Origin of the sequence: Umezawaea sp. (genome assembly GCF_036375055.1) — a bacterium.
Taxonomy (GTDB): domain Bacteria; phylum Actinomycetota; class Actinomycetes; order Mycobacteriales; family Pseudonocardiaceae; genus Umezawaea.
In genome coordinates this window covers 1-19,971 of sequence record NZ_DASUSQ010000055.1, presented here as the reverse complement: position 1 = coordinate 19,971, position 19,971 = coordinate 1, and the positions used below count along the sequence as shown (strand labels likewise).

Here is a 19,971-nt window from a genome sequence, read left to right as displayed (position 1 = left end):
TGGGGGATCTGATGACCCGCACCGACATCCCGCTCCTCCCGTCGCGCCCGGCGGCGTCGTCCGCGCCGGTGACCCCGCCTGCCCGGCGGCTGCGCGTCGCGCTGGTGAACATGCCCTGGGCGCGCGTCAACGCCCCGTCCATCCAGTGCGGACTGCTCCAGGCGGTCACCAGGAAGGCCGGGCACGACTGCGACACCCACTACCTCAACATCGAGTTCGCGGCGTTCCTCGGCGGCCCCGGCTACGAGAAGATCGCCATGATGGACGCGATGCGGGACTACTTCCTCGGCGAGTGGCTGTTCTCCCACGCCGCGTTCGGGGAGGTGCTGCCGCTCGCGGACTACCTGGCCACCTACCCCGAGGTCGAGTCGGACTGGGCGGAGTGGACCGGCGGCGACCGGGACGACCTGATCAGGACGCAGCGCGAACGGCTGCCGCGGTGGATCGCCGACTGCGCGGCGCGGCCGGAGTGGGCGGACTACGACGTCGTCGGGTTCACCTCGACGTTCCTCCAGAACACCGCGGCGCTCGCCCTGGGCAAGGCGCTGAAGGAGACGCACCCCGGCATCTCCCTGGTCTACGGCGGCGCGAACTTCGACAGCGAGATGGGGCTGGAGTACGCGCGGAAGCTGCCGTGGCTCGACTACGTCGTGGTCGGCGAGGGCGACGTCGCGTTCCCGGCGATCCTCGACGCCATCGCGGACGGGCGCGAGGTCCGGCTGCCGAACGTGCACCGCCACGGCCACCCGTCCGAGCCCACGACGAACGACCGGCTGGGACCCGCCGCGCTCGACGACCTCCCGATGCCGGAGTACAAGGACTACTTCGACGCGCTGAACAGGTTCGGCCGCCTCAACGTCCTGCCGGAGGACCAGATCCGGCTGCCGGTCGAGTTCTCGCGCGGGTGCTGGTGGGGGCAGAAGCACCACTGCACGTTCTGCGGGCTGAACGCGCTCAACATGGCGTTCCGGGCGAAGTCGGGGCCGCGCGCGGTCGACGAGCTGGCCGCGCTGCTGCGCGAGTACCAGATCGTGCACGTGGACGCCGTGGACAACATCCTCGACATGAAGTACCTGACGTCGTTCTGCGCCGAGCTGGCGGAACGCCACTGGGACGTCAACATGTTCTTCGAGGTCAAGGCGAACCTCACCCGCGAGCAGCTGAGGATCATGCACCTGGCGGGCATCATGCGCGTCCAGCCCGGCATCGAGAGCCTGAGCACCAACGTGCTCCGCCTGATGCGCAAGGGTTCCAGCGTGCTCATCAACGTCCGCCTGCTCAAGTGGGCGCGGTACTACGGCGTGCACGTCTCGTGGAACCTGCTCGCGGGCTTCCCCGGCGAGACCGAGGAGGACTACGCCGAGCAGCTCCGGCTGATCCCCCTGCTCCACCACCTGGAACCGCCGTCGGGCTGCCGGAAGATCTGGCTCGAACGATTCAGCCCGTACTACACCGACGAGTCCTTCGACATCAGGAACAAGCGGCCGCAGGAGTGCTACCGGCACATCTACCCCGCCGACCTGGACCACGCGAAGATCGCCTACTTCTTCGACTACGAGGCGACCGGCATCTCCGACACCACGGTGAAGACGGTGAACGCCGCCATCGAGGTCTGGGAGGAGCGCTCGGCCGCCAGGGCCAGCCTGGTCGTGCAGCGGCTGCCGGGGAGGCTCACGATCGTCGACAAGCGGTCCGAGGAGCCGCGCCGCCTCGTGCTGACCGACTGGCGGGCCGAGGCCTACGACGCGTGCGGCGACACCGCCCACACCCCCGCCAAGGTGCGGGAGGTCGTGGCAGGGCGCGGTCACGACGTGGGGGTCGAGCGGGTCAGGACGTTCCTCGACGGGTGCTGCCAGGCGGGGATCATGATCTCCGACGAGGGGAAGTACCTCGGTCTCGCCCTCCCCGAGAACCCGGGGTGGTGATGGCGGGCGCGCACCTGTCCGCCCTCGGGAGGGAGGTGGCCACCCGGTTGGCCACGGCCGAGGGCGCGGACGCCGCGTTCGTGGCGGGCGGCACCGCGGTGGGGCTCGGCAGCGGGTCGAGCGACCTCGACGTGTACCTGGCCGGGCCGGGGATGCGCGAGTCGCGGCGGCAGCTGTTCGCCGACGGGGTCCGGGTCGACGTCCAGACGCTCGCCACCGAGCGGCTGGACGACCTGGTCGACGGCGTCGTGGCCGACTACCCGGCCCCGGCGCGCGGCCGGGTGCCCGACGCCGACGTGGCGCTGGCCGTGCGGCTGCTCACCGCGGACGTCGTCACCGACACCGGTGGGCTCGCGGCGCTGCGGGAGCGGCTGGCCTCCCGTCCGCTGCCGTTGCGGCGCAGGGTGATCAGCGGCTGGGCGCGCACGGCGTACTCCGCCGTCGAGGACGTCGCGGGCCTGCGGGGCTCGACCGACCGGCTCGACCTGGACGCGGCGTCCACGGCGGGCCACCGGGCGCTGCTGGCCGCGGGGAAGGCGGTGGCCGCGGCGTGCGGCGACCTGCACCACGGCGAGAAGTGGGTGTGGCACCAGCTCGCCCGCAGCGCGCCCGCGTCGTTCCCGCTCGCCCGGTACCGGCGGCTCGTGCACCACGCCGCGCCGGAACCGGGCGACCCGGACCTCTTCGCCGACCTCGCCTCCTTCGTCCAGACCTGCCTGGTCGCCGCCATGACCCTCGGGTGGTGGGACGTGCCGCTGCACCACTGGCCGGGGTGGGTGGACGAGGGCGGTCCGCTGCGGCGGGCCGCGTTCTTCGTGCCGTGCGCGTCCGACGCGGCGACGGTGATCGTCGGGCCGGGCGCACGGCTGTTCCGGGCACCACCGGAAGCGCTGCTGGTCTGGGGACTGTGCAACGGCGCTCCGGTGGACCGGGTCGCGGGCAGGGCGGCGGCGCTGGGGCCGCTCGCCGAGCCCTGGAGCGGTGTCACCGGCACGCGGTGCCGCGCCGTCCTGCGCGAGCTGGAGGACGCGGCCCTGATCATTGGAGCGCACCTTGAGGATTGACCACGCCCGGAGCGCCACGCTGGACCTCTTCCTCGCCGTGCAGCGGGAGCTGCACGACCGCTTCTCGTTCGAGGCCATGCTGCTCCCCCGCCCCACGAGCCCGGAGGTGGCGGCGTTCTGGGACGGGTTCGCGTCCTGGGCACCGGTGGTGCGCAACAACATCCCGGCCGCGGTCGCCGCCGCGCCCGACCCGGCGAAGCTGGTGGCGCTCGTCGACGACGAGCGGCTCGTGCCCGGCGCGGAACTGATCGCGACGGCGATGACCGCCGCCGAGCCGGTGCTGGCGCCGATCATCGCCCGCTACGACGCGGTGCGGGAGCGCGCCGCCGCCGAACTCGACTCGATCCTCGTGCCCGAGCAGTACCTGCCGCCGCTGTGCGAGGCGCTCGGGACGCCGCCGACCACTCGGGTGCTGGACCTGCACCTGGTGCCGTTCGCGCCGCACACGCCCGCCGTCGGCTACCTGTCCGACGGGGGTTCGCTGACCGGCCTGCACGTCGACTGCAACCGCTTCCGGGGCACGACGCTGGCCGACAGCGTGCTCACGCTCCTGGGGTGGGCGCACCTGATGGAGACAAGGGACGACCCGGCCAACCTCTCGGTCGAGCTGGCGCGGCGGCTGCCCGGCACGGCGCCGTACCAGCGGAGGCTGCGGCTGCTGCTGACCAAGATCCTCATCGAGGTGCTGGCGGGCCACCTCGTGCGCGCGGCGCGGCCGGAGCACCGGCCCTGCTTCGACGTGCTGGGCTCGCAGTGGCGCTACCCCAGGCTCTTCGCGGTCGCCGAGCGGCACTGGACCCGCTACCTGCTCGGCGACCGCGACCGCGACGAGGCCCTGGCGGACATGGCCCGCGACCTGGGGTCGGTCAGCCCGCGCTGGTTCGTCGACCACGTCGACCCGTCCAGCCTCGCGGCGGACTTCTACCTGCTGGAGTGGATGTCGGCGGCGGGCGACAGGGACGCGGGCGTCCGGCTGGCGCGGTGGCTCCCCCAGCTGTGCTCCGACCTGGCCGGGCACCTGGACGTCGCCATCGGCAGCGAACTCGGCCACTTCAGCCGGGTGCCGCTGGAGCGGTGCGAGCCGGACCTGGCCGACTTCCTCCGCGGGCTCGGCGAGGGCGACAGCCGCGTCCTCTGGCCGCACCTGCGCACCGAACTCGGCCACGCCCGCGCGCTCGACCTCGCCCGGCGGGCCTTCGCCGGGCCGGGGATCGAGTTCGGCGGCGCGGCCTGGCGCCCGATCGCGGAGATGATGACCCGCTACGTCAGCGGTGAACTGCCGGACCTGGTGTTCGTCGACCAGTGCTTCACGCTGGAGCACAACAACGGTTCGGTCTTCGACAAGTTCTACGACGTGCAGGACGTGCCGACCGTGCTCGACGCGCAGGCCAGGACCGACGTGGAACTGCTGGCGCGGCACGCGTCGGCCGCCGTGCGGACGCTGTTCCGGCACCACCGCGGCGAGGGCCCGGCACCGGAGGACGAGCGCTCGGGCTGGTTCGACCTGAGCCTGCGCCACGCCCGGCCGGGGATGCTGGGCTGCGGCAACCGCGCCGAGCCCGCCGAGTTCGACCCCGTGGCCGACCCGCTGCTGGCCGGTCCGGTCACCGTGCGGAAGATGCGCGTGCGCTCGCCGATCCCGGAGACGCTGACCACCTACCGGTCGGTGCTGGCGACCCTGCACACCACGGCGGGCGACATCGACCTGCGGCTCTGGCCCGACCGGGCGCCCTACACCGTGGACAACTTCGTCGGGCTGGCCACGGGCACGAGGCCGTGGCGCGACCCGGCGACCGGGAAGCCGGGCGAGGGCGGCTTCTACGACGGCACCCCGTTCCACCGGCGGGTGCCGGGGTTCCTCGTCCACGGCGGCGACCGGCTCGGCACCGGCGAGGGCAGCGCGGGCTACCGCTGGTTCGAGGAGATCTGCCCTGGCCCGGTGTTCGACCGGCCGTTCCGGGTGGCGATGGCCAACCGCGCGGGGCCCGGCTCGACCAGCACGGGCTCGCAGTTCTTCATCACGGTCGCGCCTGCCCCGCACCTGGAGGGGTCCTACGCGGGCTTCGGCGAGGTGCTCACCGAGGAGGGCCGACGGGTCGTGCTGGCCATCGCGGACTCCCCGGACCCGGTGGTCGTCGAATCCGTGACGGTGACCGCCACCCCGACCGCGTGACCCCTGGGGAGGGATTGTGGAAGCACAGGTGAGGACGATCCTCCGGCAGCACTCCGGGCTCGGGAACGCCGTGCGGGCCATCGGGATCCACGACAGCCTGTGGCTGATGGGCATGACGTCCGCGGCCAGCGTCGAGGTGATGCTGGCGCTGGAGTCCACCTTCGGCTTCGAGTTCCCGGACAGCGAGCTGAGGCACTCCACGTTCGCGTCGATCTACAGCATCGTGCGCTCCGTCCGGGACCTGACCGGGAGCGTCGCGCGGTGAAGCCCGCACTGGTCCCCACCCCCGCCGCGGGCGTCCACCTGTCCACCGGGGGCTTCGAGGCGGTCGTGCACGGCCTCGCGTCGGCGCTGTCGACGCTCGCGGCCCCCGACGTGCCGCGGCTGCGCACGCCCCCGGTGATCGCCCGCCAGACCATCGAGGAGGTCGGCTACCACGAGTCGTTCCCCCACCTGCTCGGCCGCGTGTTCGCCAGGACCGACGGCGGGGCGCTCGCCGAGTCCGACCTCGTGCTGCTGCCCGCGGGCTGCTACTGCGTCTACCCCGTGCACGCGGGGGAACGCCTGCACGGCCCGACCGAGGTGAGCGTCGAGGCGACGTGCTTCCGGCAGGAGGCCCACGCCGAACCGGGGCGGCTGCGGTCGTTCCGGATGCGGGAGTTCGTCCGGCTCGACACCGCCGAGCGGTGCCTCGCCTGGCGCGACGACCGCCTGGCCGCCGCGCGGGACCTGCTCGCCGAGCTGGGTCTGGAGACCACGAGCGAGGTGGCCAGCGACCCGTTCTTCGGCCGGGGCAACCGGTTGCTGCGCAAGCTCCAGGTGGAGCGGGAGCTGAAGGTCGAGCTGTGCGCGGAGGTCGCGCCGGGGCAGCGGCAGGCCGTCGCCTCCGGCAACTACCACACCGACCAGTTCGGCAGGCTGTTCGCCATCACCGGCCCGGACGGCGCGGTCGCGCACACCGCGTGCCTCGCGTTCGGCTACGAACGGCTCGCGCTCGCCCTGCTGCACCGCCACGGCGAGGAGACGGGCCGCTGGCCGGACCGCGTCCGCAAGACCCTCGACCTGGAGGCGCCCCGATGACATCCGCGGTTCGAGCGACCGGGCTGCGGCCCGAGGCCCGGCTCCTGCTCGCCCTGTCCGCGCCGCGCTGGGACGCCGCGAGCGACCACGCCGTCCGGCAGTGGTCCGACGCCGGGGTGTTGGCCGACTGGCCGTACTTCCTCGACCAGGCCCTGACCCAGCAGGTGATCTGCGCGATCGGGCGGAACCTCGGCCGCCACCTGCCCAGGAACCGGTCGGTGCTGCCGCACCCGTGGATCTACTCGGCCGCCTACGAGGCGAACGCCCGGCGCAACCGGAGCCTCTTCGCCGAGTTCGGCCGCATCCTGCTGGCGCTGAACGAGCGCGGCGTGCGGTACGCGGTCCGGAAGGGACCGTCGCTGTGCGCCCTGGTCTACGACGATCCCGGCATCCGGCGGATGAGCGACCTCGACGTCCTGGTGGAGCGGGAGTCGCTGGACGCGGCGGGCGAGGTGCTGACCGAACTCGGCTACGCGCAGGGGGTTCCGTCGGCCAACGGCACCCGCGTGATCCCCCACGAGCGGAAGACGAAGCTGTTCTGGGCCGTGCACCTGAACAACGCGCTGCCGTTCCTGAGGACGACGACCGAGCCGGAGGTCCGGTGGTTCGAGGTGGACCTCTGCTTCGACCTGTTCCAGAAGCGGTCGGCCGGCGGGGTCGAGGTCGGCGTGGTGCTCGACCGCGCCCGGCCCGCGGTGGTCTGCGGCGAGCCGTCGTTCGTGCTGAGCCCGCTGGACCAGCTGCTGGACCTGTGCCTGCACCTGTACAAGGAGGCGACCAGCTACCTCAGCATCACCCAGAGCAGGGACCTCACCCTCCAGCGCTTCCTCGACGTGAAGGAGTCGATCCGCGTCACGGCGCCAGCCGACCTGGACCGGCTGCCCGGCTACGCCGACGACCTCGGCGCCCGGCGGGAGCTGTTCTTCGCGCTGCACCACACCGGTCTGCTCTACCCGGACGCCGTTCCCGCCGACCTGCTGGCGAGGCTGGAGCCGGACGACCTCGGCTACCTCGACGAGTACGGCGAGCTGGAGGGCCGGCCCACGCGGTGGAAGAGGGGTTTCCTCGACCGGCTGTTCGACCCCGACCGGTGGACGGAGCTGCCCGGCGCCTCCTCCATCCCGACGGGCTGACGTGGGCGAGCGCCTGGAGGTGATCGGCACGGCCACGGTCCCGTGGCTGCCGCCCACCCACGACTTCCGCCCCCACCTGACCGGCCTCGCCGAGCGCGCCGAGCGCCACGGCTTCACCGGCCTGCTGGTGTTCTACGACCACGTGGTGCTGGACCCGTGGACGGTGGCCGGGCTGCTGCTCCAGCACACCTCCACCCTCGTGCCGCTGGTCGCGCTCCAGCCGTACGCCCTGCCGCCGTTCACCGCGGCGAAGACGATCAGCAGCCTCACGTCGCTCTACCGCCGCCGCGTCGACCTCAACGTCATCACCGGTGCGGCGCCGGAGGAGCTGGACCAGGTCGGCGACCCTCTGGACCACGACGGGCGCTACGCGCGGGCCGCCGAGTACGTGGCCGTGCTGCACCGGCTGCTCAGCTCGGACGAGCCGCTCACCTGGAACGGCGAGCACTACCGGTTCCGCGGCCTCCGGGTCAACGCGGAGCTGCCCGAGCACCTCAGGCCGCGGATCTTCGTCCCCGGCTCGTCCAAGGCCAACCGGGTCCTCGTGGACCAGGTCGGCCACGTGACGATCACCCACCCCGAGCCGGTGGACCGGTTCGCCGAGAGCTTCGCCGCCGCGCGCGGTGATCGCGGGCTGGAGATGGGCATCCGCGTCGGACTGGTGGCGCGGCCCACGGCGGAGGAGGCGTGGGCCGCCGCGCTGGACGGCCACCGGGTGAACCGGGCCGCGAGGCTCAGGACGCTGCTCAAGCGCGAGTCCGAGTCGGACTGGAACCGACGGCTGGCCACGCTGGCGGCGGAGGCGGACGTCCACGACGACGTCTACTGGACCGGCCTCTACAGCACCGGCCGGACGGCGGCGCCCCTGCTGGTCGGCAGCTACGACCGGGTGGCGGAGTACCTGCGGCGGTACGTCGCGCTGGGCGTCACGAAGCTCCTGCTGACCAGGGTCGACACCGAGGCCGACTTCCACCACGCCCGCGCGGTGCTGGCCCGGGTGGACACCTGACTCCCACTGCCCGAGCCGCACCGCCCGACTCGACACCCAGCTCACCCCACGCCGCACTCACGCATCTCCACCCCCCGCCGCCGCACCGACCCAACTCGACACCCGGCCCGCCGCACCGACCCGATTCGACACCCGGCCCGATTCGACACCGGGGCCCACTCCGCACCGCACCGGGCCGGGCCAACTCGACGCCCAATCCCACCTTGCGCGCCGTGCTGGCCCGCTTCGCCAGCCAGCCCGCACCACCCCACGCCGCGCTGACCCGACTTGACACCCAACCCCACCCCGCGTCGCACTCGCTCACTCCACACCCAGCCCCACCCCGCGCCGCACTCGCAGCCCAATCGCCCCCTCGCCCAATTGTTAGCGATAACAGAAACGATCAACACCACCGCCTCCGAACGTCCAGGATCGACAGGTTCGAGCAGCTATCCCCAGTACCAAAAGGAATTCGATCGACTCGTTCGACATTCCCACCTCTGTTAGCGATAACAGAGAACCTTGTCCAATCCGATCCACCCCACTATCGTTCCGGTCACGCTCCCAGTAGTCCTGGCCAGCGGGTGCGCACGCCGCCGCTCCCCCTACGAGGAGATCGAGGACACCGTGGTCCATTCGATGAAACGCGCCCTGGTGGTGGCGGCCGCGCTCGCGCTGACCGTCGCGACGGCGACCCCCGCGTCCGCCTACCCCGCGCCCGGCCGGGTGACCGGCGACATCGGCGTGCACGACCCCAGCGCGGTCAAGCGCCCCGACGGCACCTACCTGGTGGCCCACACCGGGAACGACATCGCGCTCAAGACCTCCACCGACCGCGTCGCCTTCCGCAACGCGGGTTCGGTGTTCCCCGGCGGCGCGTCGTGGACGAACGCCTACACCGGCGGCAGCCGCAACCTGTGGGCGCCGGACCTGTCCTACCGCAACGGCCAGTACTACCTGTACTACTCGGCCTCGACGTTCGGTTCGAACCGGTCGGCGATCTTCCTCGCGACCAGCCCCAGCGGGAACTCCGGCACGTGGACCCACCGCGGCCTGGTGGTCGAGACGCGGACGTCGGACAACGTCAACGCCATCGATCCCGACCTGGTGGTGGACGACCAGGGCCGCTGGTGGCTCAGCTTCGGCTCGTTCTGGTCCGGCATCAAGATGATCGCGCTCAACCCGTCCACCGGCCTGCGGTCGGACAGCACGATCCGCTCCCTCGCGGGCCGCGGCGGCGGTGCGATCGAGGCGCCGAACATCGTCAAGCGCGGCTCCTACTACTACCTGTTCGTGTCGTTCGACCTGTGCTGCCAGGGGGCGTCGAGCACCTACCGCGTCATGGTCGGCCGCTCCACCAGCGTCACCGGGCCGTACGTGGACCGCAACGGCGTCGCCCTGACCTCAGGCGGCGGCACCGAGGTGCTCGCCGGGCAGGGCGGCGTCCACGGGACCGGGCACCAGGACGTGCTGGCGGACAACGACGGCGACGTCCTCGTCTACCACTACTACGCCGACAACGGCGCGTCGCTGCTGGGCATCAACCTGCTCGCGATCGACTCCTCCGGCTGGCCCTACGTCCACTGACCCACCCGACCACGACACCCGTGCAGCGTCGCAGGGAGAACACCGTGACACCGATCAACGCCGTCCGTCGACGACGGGCCGCCCTCGTCCTCGCCACCACCGCCGCGCTGCTGGGCGGGATCACCTCGGCCCTGCCGCCCGCCGCGTCGGCGGCGGTGGTGGACACGAACGCCTCCTACGTCCTGGTCAACCGCCACAGCGGCAAGGCGCTGGACGTCTACGACCTGGCGACCGGTGACGGCGCCCGGATCTCGCAGTACACCCGCAACGACGGCGCGTGGCAGCAGTGGCAGTTCGTCGACTCCGGCGGCGGCTACTACCGGCTGAGGTCGCGGCACAGCGGCAAGGTCCTCCAGATCTCCGGCGGTTCGACGGCCGACGCGGCCGACGTCGTCCAGTGGGCAGACGCCAACTCCGCGGGCCAGCAGTTCCGGCTGGCCGACTCCGCGGGCGGGTACGTGCGGCTGCTCAACCGGGGCAGCGGCAAGGCGGTCGAGACCTACGAGTGGTCCACCGCCGACGGCGCGCGGGTGGTGCAGTGGCCCGACCTGGACGGGGCGAACCAGCAGTGGCTGCCGGTGAAGCTCGGCGCGGGCACGGTCACGAACCCGATCAAGCGCAACGGCCCCGACCCGTGGCTCCAGTTCCACGACGGCTACTACCACCTGGCCACGACGACGTGGAACTCGACGATCACGATGCGCAGGTCCCGCACGCTGGCCGGGTTGTCGACGGCGGCCGACCAGACGGTGTTCAGCCTGTCCGGGCGCCCCAACGGGTGCTGCAACATGTGGGCACCGGAGTTCCACCTGATCAACGGCCGCTGGTACCTGTACTACGTCGCGGGCCAGGACGTGCCGGACTACAACCCCACCCAGCGGTTGCACGTGCTCGAATCCTCCGGCACGGACCCGATGGGCCCGTACTCGTTCAAGGCCGACCTGGGCACCACCTGGGAGCTGGACCCCAGCATCCTGCGGCACAACGGGAAGCTGTACCTGATGGGCAGCGCGATGGACGGCACGCAGAGCCTCACCATCACGCCGTTGAGCAACCCGTACACGATCAGCGGCAGCAGGCGCACCATCAGCCAGCCCACGCTGGCCTGGGAACGCCAGACCGCTCCCGTGAACGAGGGCGCGGAACCGCTGTACCGCAACGGGAAGACGATGATCGTGTACTCGGCCAGCGCGTGCTGGGGCCCGGACTACAAGCTGGGCCTGCTGACGCTGACCGGCACCGACCCGCTGAACCGCGCGCACTGGACGAAGTCGCCGAACCCGGTGTTCCAGCGCAACGACGCCAACGGCGTGTACGCCCCCGGCCACAACGGGTTCTTCACGTCACCGGACGGCACGGAGGACTGGATCGTCTACCACGCCAACGACTCGGCGAGCGGCGGCTGCGACATGAACCGCTCCACGCGGGCGCAGAGGTTCACCTGGAACGCCGACGGCACACCGAACTTCGGCACCCCCGTCCGCCTGGGCACCCCGATGCCCGCGCCCTCGGGTGAGCCCGCGGCCTGATCACCGCACCGACCTGGAGCGGCCCGGCACTAGCCGGTCTGCTCCAGGTCGGTGTGCGCCAGGCAGATCTGGGCGAGGTCGTCGATGGGCACGGCGAGGGTGCGGGCCAGCGCCGCGACCGTGGTGAACGCCGGGGTCGCCATCCGGCCGGTCTCGATCTTGCGCAGGGTCTCGGGCGAGATGCCCGACGCCTGCGCCACGTCGGCGAGCGTGCGGGAGCCCCGCGCCTGGCGCAGGGACGCGCCGAGGCGCCTGCCCGCGGCGAGCTGTTCCGAGGTCAACGGGAGACGTACCACGGGGACAGCCTACCGGTCCCCGGTATGAAAATACCGACGGATTCGCTAGGGTGGTATTTTAATACCGAACGTCGGTACGTCAGGAGGAGTTCTCGGTGCTGGAGCTGAAGACGCCGCAGGAGATCGCGGCGATGGGTGTGACCGGCGCGTTCGTCGCCCAACTGCTCGACGACGTCGCCCAGCGGGCCCGTCCGGGGGTGAACCTGCTCGACCTGGAGCACCGCGCCCGCGACCTGATCGCGGAGCGGGGAGCCCAGTCCTGCTACTGGGACTACTCGCCGTCCTTCGGCCGGGGCCCGTTCCGCAACGTCATCTGCCTGTCGGTGAACGACGCGGTGCTGCACGGCCTGCCGCACGACTACACGCTGCTCGACGGCGACCTGCTGACCCTGGACATCGCGGTGTCCATCGACGGGTGGGCCGCCGACTCGGCGCGCAGCGTCGTCGTGGGCACCCCGCGCGCCGAGGACCTGCGCCTCGTCGAGGCCACCGAACGCGCGCTGGCCGCGGGCATCGCGGTCGCGCTGCCGGGCAACCGCCTCGGCGACATCTCCGCGGCGATCGGCGGGGTCGCGGCCGACTACGGGTACCCGGTCAACACCGAGTTCGGCGGCCACGGCATCGGGCGGACCATGCACGAGGACCCGCACGTGTCCAACACCGGGCGCGCCGGCCGCGGGCTCAAGCTGCGCCCCGGCCTGACCCTGGCGATCGAGCCGTGGTTCGCCCGCACCACCGACAAGATCGTCTACGACCCCGACGGGTGGACCATCCGCTCCGCCGACGGGTCCCGCACCGCGCACAGCGAGCACACGATCGCCGTCACCGACGGCGAACCGCTCGTGCTGACGGCCTCGACCGTGGTGGCGTCCGCGCGGTAGCCGCTCCCCCCTCCCCCGATCGGCCGGACCGACCAGCCGTTCGGAGGGGCGGCGGGGCCACCGACGGGGTCGAGGCGGTGCGGCCGGCCCGGTCCCCGCGCCCGGACGTCGTGCTGGTGGACCCGCGGCTGCCCGGCGGGCGTCCCCGCCCACCGGCCCGGCCCCGGTTCACAGCCGGGAGGCCACCTCCGCCAGCCGCTCGCGCACCCACTGCTGGGCCGGGGCGAGCATGTTGCGCGGGTGCCAGAACATCGCCATCGTCAGCCGAGGGGGCTCGATCGCCAGCGGCACCTCGCGCAGGCCGAGCGCCGGGCCGAGCCGCTCGACCAGGCGGCGCGGGGCGAGTGTGATCAGGTCCGATCCCGCGACCGCCTGGAGGGCCAGGGTGAAGGAGTCCACGGTGAGCGGCCTCGGCTGGGTCACGCCCTGCTCGTTCAGCCTCACCTCGGACACCACCCGCTGCCCCGCCACGCCGCTGACCTGGACCGCGCGGGTGCTCCCCAGGTCCTCGGCGGTCAGCGGCCCGAGCACCGCGCGGTTGTCCCGGTCGGCCACGGCGACGAACTCGTCGCCGAACAGCGTGGCGTGCGGGAAGTTCAGCAGCTCGGGCGTCTGGAGCTGCAACGGCCAGAACAGCACGTCGCACCACCCGGTCCGGAGCAGTTCGACCATCTCCGCGCGCAGCGAGACCACGGTGACCCGCACCCCCGGCGCGTCGGCCGACAGGCCGCGCAGCGCGGGCAGGACGAGGACGTCCGCCACGTAGTCGCTGGCCATCAGGGTGAACGTGCGCTGATCGGTGGCCGGGGTGAACGACCGCCCCGAGCTGAGCACCTCGCGGGCCGCGACCAGCGCGGTCTGCACCGGCTGGAGCAGCGACTCCGCGAACGGCGTGAGCACCATCGCGCGACCGTCGCGGACGAGCAGCGGGTCGTTGAAGTGGCGCCGCAGCTTGGCCAGGACCGCGCTCATGGCGGGCTGGCCCATCACGAGCCGGTCCGCCGCCTTCGTCACGTTGCGCTCCAGCAGCAGAGCGTTCAGCGGGATCAGCAGGTTCAGGTCCAGCCTGCCCCAGTCCGTGGCCACCGCCGCGATTGTCCTCCGCCCCACCGGGGGTGGCAAGGCAACACCGCAGCTCAGGCCAACTATCGAACCGGTCGATGAGATCCATGCGGAATTGACCGGTTCTGGTGCCCGCGATCCCGACATATCCTGGCAACCGACCAACCGCAATCCACAGTGGACTGGTCGCGCGCACCCCGGTTCCCCTGACCTCGGAGGGACATCACCGATGACCAAGACCACCGACACCACGCCCCGGCCGCTGCGGCCCGCGTTCGACGCGGGCACCGTCGTCGGCGGCGTCGTGCTCGCCGCGCTGGCCAGCGTCGCGGTCAACTCCGTGATCGCCACGATCGCGAGTTCGGCCCTGCCACCCGGCGGGACCCGGATGGGCTTGGAACTCCAGGAGTACGCGTCGCTGACGGTCGTCGGCATCCTGCTCGGCGCGCTGGCCTGGTTCCTCGTCCGCCGCCACGCCGACAACCCGCGCGCCGTCCTGCGGTACCTCGTGCCCGCCGCGGTGCTCCTCTCGCTCGTGCCGGACTTCGGGATCCTGATGACGGGCGTGCCCCTCCTCAACGCACTGGCCCTGGTCGCCATGCACCTCGCCGTCGCCGCGATCACCGTGCCGACGCTCGCCAAGGTGCTGCCGCTGCCGCTCGCGGAGGCCTGAGGCCGGACGGACCGACCGGGCCACCCCGCCGAGTGGCCCGGTCCCCTCCGTCTCAACCGGTCGGACCGCTGACCAGCATCGGCTTGACGTCGAAGTCGTTCTGGAGCAGGCCGTAGGTCCTCATGAGGTTCGAGACCCGCTGGAGCCTGCTGAGGTCGAGCGACGTGGGGTACTCGCCGAAGTGGACGAGCGTGGCGGTGTCCCGGTCGACCTTGGCGTAGTCCACCAGCAGCGCCTGCACGGTGGCGTGGTCGGCCGCGTCCCGCTGGCCCTTGAGCATGGCGCGCTGGAACGCGGCGACGGTGTTCGGGTTCTGCCGGGCGAACGCGCCCGTCGTGCCGTACCCGGCGATCGGGATGCCGTCGGTCGGGCCGGAGGCCGCGTCCAGGTACGGGATCTGGCCCGCGTTGCGCTGGGCCCTGGTGATGAACGGCTCGCTCATGAAGCCCGCGTCGACCGCGCCGCTCTCGATCGCGGCCTCCATGTCGGGCATGGGCATCTCCTTGAACGTCACCGACTTCAGGTCGACGTCGTTGCCCTCCAGCGTGGCCTTCGCGGTCAGTTCCGCGATGTTGTTGAAGGTGTTGAGGGCGATCGTCCTGCCCTCCAGGTCCCTGGGGGACCTGATGCCCGAGTCGGCCTTGCCGAGGATCATGAACATGCCCGGCTTGGCCTGGTAGCCGTCCGCGATGAGCTTGAGCCCGTCCGCGCTCTTGGCCGCGTCCTTGGCCTGGGCGGCGAAGAACGACACCCAGTTGCCGAACGTGACGTCGAGGTCGCCCGCGATGAGCGCGGGGATCGCCGCGGCGCCGCCCTGGACGATGACCGGCTCGACCTCGATGCCCTCCTCGCGGAAGTAGCCCTTCTCGATCGCGATGTGCACCGACGCGACGTCCACGATGGGCAGCAGCCCGATCTTGATCTTGGGCTTCTCCGGTGCCCCGTGCGCCGCCGCGCCCGGTGCGGCCCCGGAGCCGCCGAGCAGTCCGCAGCCCGACGTGGCGACGAGCAGCACGACGGCGCCCAGGAGCCCGGTGAGGGTCCGCGCGGGGTGGCCGCTTCGACAGATCATGTGCAGGAACTCCCGATGTGCGTGGACGCGACGACCGACGGGAAACCGACGGATCCTCAGGCTTCCATTCGATTCGTCATCCGCATCCGATGGCGTGACGGCGGGTCCACATGGTGGCACAGAAAGCGATACGGGCAAAGCGGGGAATGAAAACCCGAATTGACTCGACACACCCTTCCACTCAACGGAAGAGCATCTTTACGAACGGCGGAAGATCCACTATGAGAACCGTGGAAGGCCTCTGAACTGGTTCGATACCGGCGCGCCGCCAGCCGGCGACCACAGCACCAGCACGCCGGGCGAGCAAAGTTTCACCGAACAGAAAGCCATTCGCCCCCGCCGAGCGGCCCACGTGAAATAGCGGGCAGCCAATTCACCCAGGCCTCGAAAATAAATGGACCGGCAATTCCACGAATTCGTTTCCGCTGGTGACGACGCTGATCGGCGGTCACCGTGGCGGTGGTGACGCGTGGTGATCGACCGACTCCACAATGGAGCGCGGGCGCGTGGAACCCGATCGGGACGCCCCGAGGAGCACCCCGCGGGTCACGCCCGGCGCAGGGCGCCCGCGGCGGCCTTCCCGACCGCGGCGGTCAGCGCCGACAGGACCGTCGACTCCAGCCGCCAGCACTGCCAGTGCAGCGGCACGTCGAGGTGGCGGCCGGGGGCGAGATCGACCAGCACGCCGTCCGCGAGGTCCGGCCGGGCGACGCCCTCGGGCACCAGGCCCCAGCCGAGACCGAGCCGGATCGCCTCGGTGAAGCTCCCCGCCGCGGGCACGAAGTGCGTGGGCGGGTCCACGTCGCGGCGGGTCATCGAGCGGGTGAACCGCCGCTGGATGACGTCCTTGCGGTTGAAGCAGATCACCGGCGCGACGGCGAACGCCTCGGCGGGGTCGCGGTCGGCGAACCACCGCTCGGCGAGGCCGGGTGAGGCGACCGCGAGGTAGCGCATCGCGCCCAGCCGCGTGACCCGGCAGCCCTGGACGGCGATCCGCTCCGAGGTGACCGCGCCCATCACCGCGCCCGCGCGCAGCAGTTCGGCGGTGTGCCCCTCGTCGTCGGTGTGCAGTTCGAACACCACGTCGGGCAGTTCGGCCAGCACCGGCAGGAACCAGCCCGCGAGGGAGTCCGCGTTGACGACGACGGCCACGCGGGTGCGGGCCTGCCCGACCAGCGCGCCGCGGGCGTCGGCGAGCGCCTCCCGTTCGAGCAGCGCGACCTGACCGCCGAGCCGCACCAGCGGCCTGCCCGCGTCGGTCGGTTCGCACGGCCGCGTGCGGCGCACCAGCACCTGGCCGACGACCTGCTCCAACGCCTTGATGCGCTGGCTCACCGCGGACGGCGTCACGTGCAGCACCCGCGCGGCGGCGTCGAAGCTGCCGTGCTCCACGACCGCCTGGAACGTCGCGAGCTGCACCGGGTCGAGTGACATGAGGCAGTCTAACGGTGGTGAAGGATCTTTAGCTGGAGTGTGGCGGGCCGCGCTCCTAGCGTCACCGGCATGGGTTCCGCTCTCGCCGGTTTCGGCTTCTGCTCCGCTCTCATCGTCGCCATCGGGGCGCAGAACGCGTTCGTGCTGCGCCAAGGCCTGCGCCGCGAGCACGTGCTCCCCGTGGTGGTCACCTGCGTGGTCGCCGACGCGGCGCTGATGGCCGCGGGCATCGCGGGTCTCGGCGCCGCGCTGACCTCCGTGCCCGCCGCGCTGACGGCGGTGCGCTGGGGCGGCGCCGCGTTCCTCCTCGGCTACGCCCTGCTCGCGGCCCGCCGCGCGGTCCGCCCGAACGCCCTCACCCCGCTGGACCTGCCGCCCGCCACGCTGCGCGCGACCCTGCTGGCGTGCCTGGCGATGACGTTCCTCAACCCGCACGTGTACCTGGACACGGTCCTGCTGCTGGGAGCGGTGGCCCACGCGGACCCGAACCGGTGGGTGTTCGGCCTGGGGGCGGCCACGGCGAGCGTCGTGTGGTTCACCGGCCTGGGTCTCGGGGCGCGCAGGCTCGCGCCGGTCCTGTCCCGCCCGGCCGCGTGGCGGTTCGTGGACGGCACGATCGCCGCCGTCATGACCGCCATCGGCGTGTCGCTCGCGCTCGGCTGACCCCGCCCCGCTCCACAGTGGACGCCCACCCCACCCCATCCCCCCGTTCACGTCGATCGATGGATTGGGCTGGAGGCCGGGTAGCCGGGCTGGCCTGGAACCTGAGCCGGGCCTTGGACTGGGCTGTCGGGCCGGGCTGTCGGGTGGGGCGCGTGGTTCGGGTCTGATCGGAGGTCGAGGTGGCAGTCCCCTGTCGGACGGGTCGGGCATACCCTCGTGCGGTGAGCGCGAAGTCCTCCGCCGAGTCGGCACGGGACCTCCGCACCCGCACGTGGCTGGGTGTGGTCATGGTCGTCGGTGCCGCGTTCCTGATCGGTGATCCGGCGTCCCGGCTGAGCGCGGCCTGGAGGTTCCTCGACCGCTGGTGGCCCTTCCTGCTCCTCGGCCTGGCCGTGCTGAACGTGGTCCGAGCACTGGTCCCGTCGGAGTTCCTGCTGGCACCGGGACTGATCGCGCTGGTCGGCGGGATCGCCCTGGCGGTCCGCCAGGACGCCCTGACGACGCTGGAGGTGGTCGTCCCGATCGTCGTCGCGCTGGCCGGGACCACCCTGCTGCTCCTGATCGGCCCCGGCCCGTCCTGGACGCGCGTCTTCACCTCCGGCCGGGTAGACCTGGACCGGGCACCGGCGGGTGTGCTCCGCCCACGGGCGATCGTCGGCCAGGTGCGGGCCAACCTGATCACCTTCGACGCACCTCAGAAGAGCGACCTGGTCGTGGAGGCCACCGCCGTGCTCGGCCACGTGAGGCTGGTCGTGCCCGCGAACCAGCCGGTCGTGCTGGTGGACCCGGGAGGGGTGTGGTCGAAGATCGTCGACCCCGGTCCGTACGACCGCATCGACCCGAAGGGTCCGGCGATCCGGCTGCACGTGCTCGCCGTGGCGGGGATCGTGAGCGTCAAGCGTCTTTAGCGGTGTCCTCGGCCTCGTCGTGCTGGTACGGGAGGACCGCGCCGCCGAGGTACCTCTTCGCCAACGCCCGAGCGCCGATGTCGGTCGTGTTCTTCGCGTAGAACGTCGAGAGGGCGGCGAACGCGGCGAATTCGTCAGCGGTGTTCTCCGGCAGCCTGTAGTGGGACGCCTTGAGCAGGTCGAACCGGTAGAGGTCGTACCCCACCTTCACGGACAGGCCGTAGTCGGCGGCCGCCGCCACCGCGCCGAGGTAGCTGAAGAAGCACAGCGCGACCGCGAGCACCGGGATCCAGTAGGCCTTGGGCTCGTCGTGCAGGGCGACCGCGGTCACCACCGCTGTCACCGAGAAGTTCACGCACAGGGTGACCGCGGCGTCGAGCGCGTCGCGGGCCGAGTCGTTGATCTGCGCGAACCGCTCGGGGAAAAGCGGGTACAGCCGGGGCCACGACCTGACGGTGTCGAGCCCGTAGCGCTCCCCCGCCGAGGTCTCCGCTTCGCGCAGCACGTTGCCGAGCGCGGTGGGCAGCAACGGGATCTGCACCTGGCGCTGGGTCCCGGACGGCAGGAAGCCCGGATACCTCTCCATCCGCTGCCAGTGGCGCCTGCGACGGGCCGCCGACCGGGCGTCCTCCCTCTGCCGCCGCCACGCCGCGTCCAACGCGGAGGTGGGCTCGGGTGCCGAGGCGGGCTCGCCGGTCGCTCTTTGCAGCTTCGCCATCCGCCGTCGTTGGAACTCCACGAACACCGGCGCCAGCCGTGCGGTGAGCCGCCAGTTGTCCCAGTAGCCCTCCAATACCCGCACCATCCTGATCTGGAACGGCTGGAGCACCACCGTCACCAGGACGACGACGAGCAGGAACAGGACGACGGTGATGGCGTCGGGCAGCGCGTTGGCGAGCCGCACCCGCTCCCAGTGGCTGGGTCCGCTGAAGCTGCCCGCGGTCAGCAGGAGCCAGACCACCACCGCGGGCACGGCGTTGGGCAGCAACCCGACCACGATGAGGCGGCCCAACGAGGTCGCCCCGGAGGTCAGCAGGGAACTCAGCCACATCAGTCGAGTCCGATCCCCGGGATGAACTCCACCTCGTCGGGCGAGCTTTGCGCGTCAGGTCGGTCCCCGTGCCCACCACCGCGGCACTCGGTGGTGAAATCCGCGTCGTCCGGCCGATCCAGGTACACGAGCAGCGTCGAGCAGGTGGCGCACTGGCGGGCGATCGACGCCACCGCGTAACCGTGACCGTAGACCTCGCACCGGACGGGGTCGGGGGATCGAGACCCGCTCCAGCCGACGACCTTCCCGCACTCCTCGCAGTAGTACACCCACCAGTCGGTGGCGGTCACGACGGAATGGCCCGGCGTGATCCCGCGGCCGTGGGACATGGCGGCCGTGGTGATCGTCACGAACGGGACCACCCACCGCAGCCTCACCCCGCACCTCCCTCAGGACCTTCCAGTATCGAATGCCGCCTTCGCCGAGGCGAGAGGCGAACGGCCCAGCGGCGC

19 protein-coding genes are annotated in these 19,971 nt (G+C 71.9%); 13 read left to right on the top strand and 6 right to left on the bottom strand.

Going from position 1 to position 19,971, the window contains the following annotated elements; genetic code table 11:
• Positions 1 to 11 precede the first annotated feature (11 nt).
• The 9 genes from VFZ92_RS16075 to VFZ92_RS16035 all read left to right on the top strand — a co-directional run bounded on the left by VFZ92_RS16075 (position 12) and on the right by VFZ92_RS16035 (position 11,479).
• Positions 12 to 1,925, top strand: coding sequence for a RiPP maturation radical SAM C-methyltransferase (locus VFZ92_RS16075; protein ID WP_330876735.1), 1,914 nt, complete (start codon positions 12 to 14; stop codon positions 1,923 to 1,925).
• Entirely contained in the window at positions 1,925 to 2,989 is a 1,065-nt protein-coding gene (locus VFZ92_RS16070) for a hypothetical protein (protein ID WP_330876734.1), read from the top strand. The genes VFZ92_RS16075 and VFZ92_RS16070 overlap by 1 nt, the downstream gene beginning before the upstream one ends.
• Positions 2,979 to 5,162 (top strand): peptidylprolyl isomerase, encoded by a 2,184-nt coding sequence (locus VFZ92_RS16065; RefSeq protein WP_330876733.1) that lies wholly within the window; start codon positions 2,979 to 2,981, stop codon positions 5,160 to 5,162. Before VFZ92_RS16070 ends, VFZ92_RS16065 begins: the two co-directional genes overlap by 11 nt.
• Before the next feature lie 28 nt (positions 5,163 to 5,190).
• A complete protein-coding gene (locus tag VFZ92_RS16060) occupies positions 5,191 to 5,427 on the top strand; it encodes a phosphopantetheine-binding protein (protein WP_330876732.1) in 237 nt (78 codons plus the stop codon).
• Complete coding sequence (locus VFZ92_RS16055) at positions 5,424 to 6,242, top strand: hypothetical protein (RefSeq protein ID WP_330876731.1); 819 nt, start codon at positions 5,424 to 5,426, stop codon at positions 6,240 to 6,242. The genes VFZ92_RS16060 and VFZ92_RS16055 overlap by 4 nt, the downstream gene beginning before the upstream one ends.
• Positions 6,239 to 7,375, top strand: coding sequence for a nucleotidyltransferase family protein (locus VFZ92_RS16050; protein ID WP_330876730.1), 1,137 nt, complete (start codon positions 6,239 to 6,241; stop codon positions 7,373 to 7,375). The genes VFZ92_RS16055 and VFZ92_RS16050 overlap by 4 nt, the downstream gene beginning before the upstream one ends.
• Position 7,376: 1 nt before the next feature.
• Positions 7,377 to 8,384 (top strand): LLM class flavin-dependent oxidoreductase, encoded by a 1,008-nt coding sequence (locus tag VFZ92_RS16045; RefSeq protein ID WP_330876729.1) that lies wholly within the window; start codon positions 7,377 to 7,379, stop codon positions 8,382 to 8,384.
• A 618-nt stretch (positions 8,385 to 9,002) separates the two neighbouring features.
• Positions 9,003 to 9,950: an arabinan endo-1,5-alpha-L-arabinosidase gene (locus tag VFZ92_RS16040; RefSeq protein ID WP_330876728.1), complete on the top strand. Its 948-nt coding sequence runs from the start codon at positions 9,003 to 9,005 to the stop codon at positions 9,948 to 9,950.
• A 44-nt stretch (positions 9,951 to 9,994) separates the two neighbouring features.
• A complete protein-coding gene (locus tag VFZ92_RS16035) occupies positions 9,995 to 11,479 on the top strand; it encodes a family 43 glycosylhydrolase (protein WP_330876727.1) in 1,485 nt (494 codons plus the stop codon).
• A 29-nt stretch (positions 11,480 to 11,508) separates the two neighbouring features.
• Here the strand turns inward: VFZ92_RS16035 and VFZ92_RS16030 are convergent, their stop codons facing one another.
• Entirely contained in the window at positions 11,509 to 11,775 is a 267-nt protein-coding gene (locus VFZ92_RS16030; RefSeq protein WP_330876726.1) for a helix-turn-helix transcriptional regulator, read from the bottom strand.
• 95 nt (positions 11,776 to 11,870) lie between these two features.
• Between VFZ92_RS16030 and map the strand changes: the two genes are divergently transcribed.
• Positions 11,871 to 12,656, top strand: a complete 786-nt coding sequence (gene map, locus VFZ92_RS16025; protein ID WP_330876725.1) for a type I methionyl aminopeptidase — start codon at positions 11,871 to 11,873, stop codon at positions 12,654 to 12,656.
• 168 nt (positions 12,657 to 12,824) lie between these two features.
• Here map and VFZ92_RS16020 read toward each other — a convergent pair whose 3' ends face one another.
• On the bottom strand, positions 12,825 to 13,742 hold the full coding sequence (locus tag VFZ92_RS16020; RefSeq protein ID WP_330876724.1) for a LysR family transcriptional regulator: 918 nt from the start codon (positions 13,740 to 13,742) through the stop codon (positions 12,825 to 12,827).
• A gap of 205 nt (positions 13,743 to 13,947) precedes the next feature.
• Between VFZ92_RS16020 and VFZ92_RS16015 the strand changes: the two genes are divergently transcribed.
• Entirely contained in the window at positions 13,948 to 14,391 is a 444-nt protein-coding gene (locus tag VFZ92_RS16015) for a DUF6069 family protein (protein ID WP_330876723.1), read from the top strand.
• Between the two features lie 52 nt (positions 14,392 to 14,443).
• Here the strand turns inward: VFZ92_RS16015 and VFZ92_RS16010 are convergent, their stop codons facing one another.
• Positions 14,444 to 15,463, bottom strand: coding sequence for an ABC transporter substrate-binding protein (locus tag VFZ92_RS16010; protein ID WP_330876722.1), 1,020 nt, complete (start codon positions 15,461 to 15,463; stop codon positions 14,444 to 14,446).
• Between the two features lie 546 nt (positions 15,464 to 16,009).
• Positions 16,010 to 16,897 carry a LysR family transcriptional regulator ArgP gene (locus tag VFZ92_RS16005; RefSeq protein WP_330876721.1) on the bottom strand — a complete coding sequence of 296 codons (888 nt, stop codon included), beginning with the start codon at positions 16,895 to 16,897 and terminating at the stop codon, positions 16,010 to 16,012.
• Between the two features lie 69 nt (positions 16,898 to 16,966).
• Between VFZ92_RS16005 and VFZ92_RS16000 the strand changes: the two genes are divergently transcribed.
• Complete coding sequence (locus VFZ92_RS16000; RefSeq protein WP_330876720.1) at positions 16,967 to 17,560, top strand: LysE/ArgO family amino acid transporter; 594 nt, start codon at positions 16,967 to 16,969, stop codon at positions 17,558 to 17,560.
• Between the two features lie 221 nt (positions 17,561 to 17,781).
• Positions 17,782 to 18,468, top strand: coding sequence for a hypothetical protein (locus VFZ92_RS15995; protein ID WP_330876719.1), 687 nt, complete (start codon positions 17,782 to 17,784; stop codon positions 18,466 to 18,468).
• Here VFZ92_RS15995 and VFZ92_RS15990 read toward each other — a convergent pair.
• Both VFZ92_RS15990 and VFZ92_RS15985 read right to left on the bottom strand, forming a co-directional pair.
• A complete protein-coding gene (locus tag VFZ92_RS15990) occupies positions 18,455 to 19,519 on the bottom strand; it encodes a hypothetical protein (protein ID WP_330876718.1) in 1,065 nt (354 codons plus the stop codon). The genes VFZ92_RS15995 and VFZ92_RS15990 overlap by 14 nt on opposite strands.
• A complete protein-coding gene (locus VFZ92_RS15985; protein ID WP_330876717.1) occupies positions 19,519 to 19,896 on the bottom strand; it encodes a hypothetical protein in 378 nt (125 codons plus the stop codon). Before VFZ92_RS15985 ends, VFZ92_RS15990 begins: the two co-directional genes overlap by 1 nt.
• Between the last annotated feature and the right edge of the window lie 75 nt (positions 19,897 to 19,971).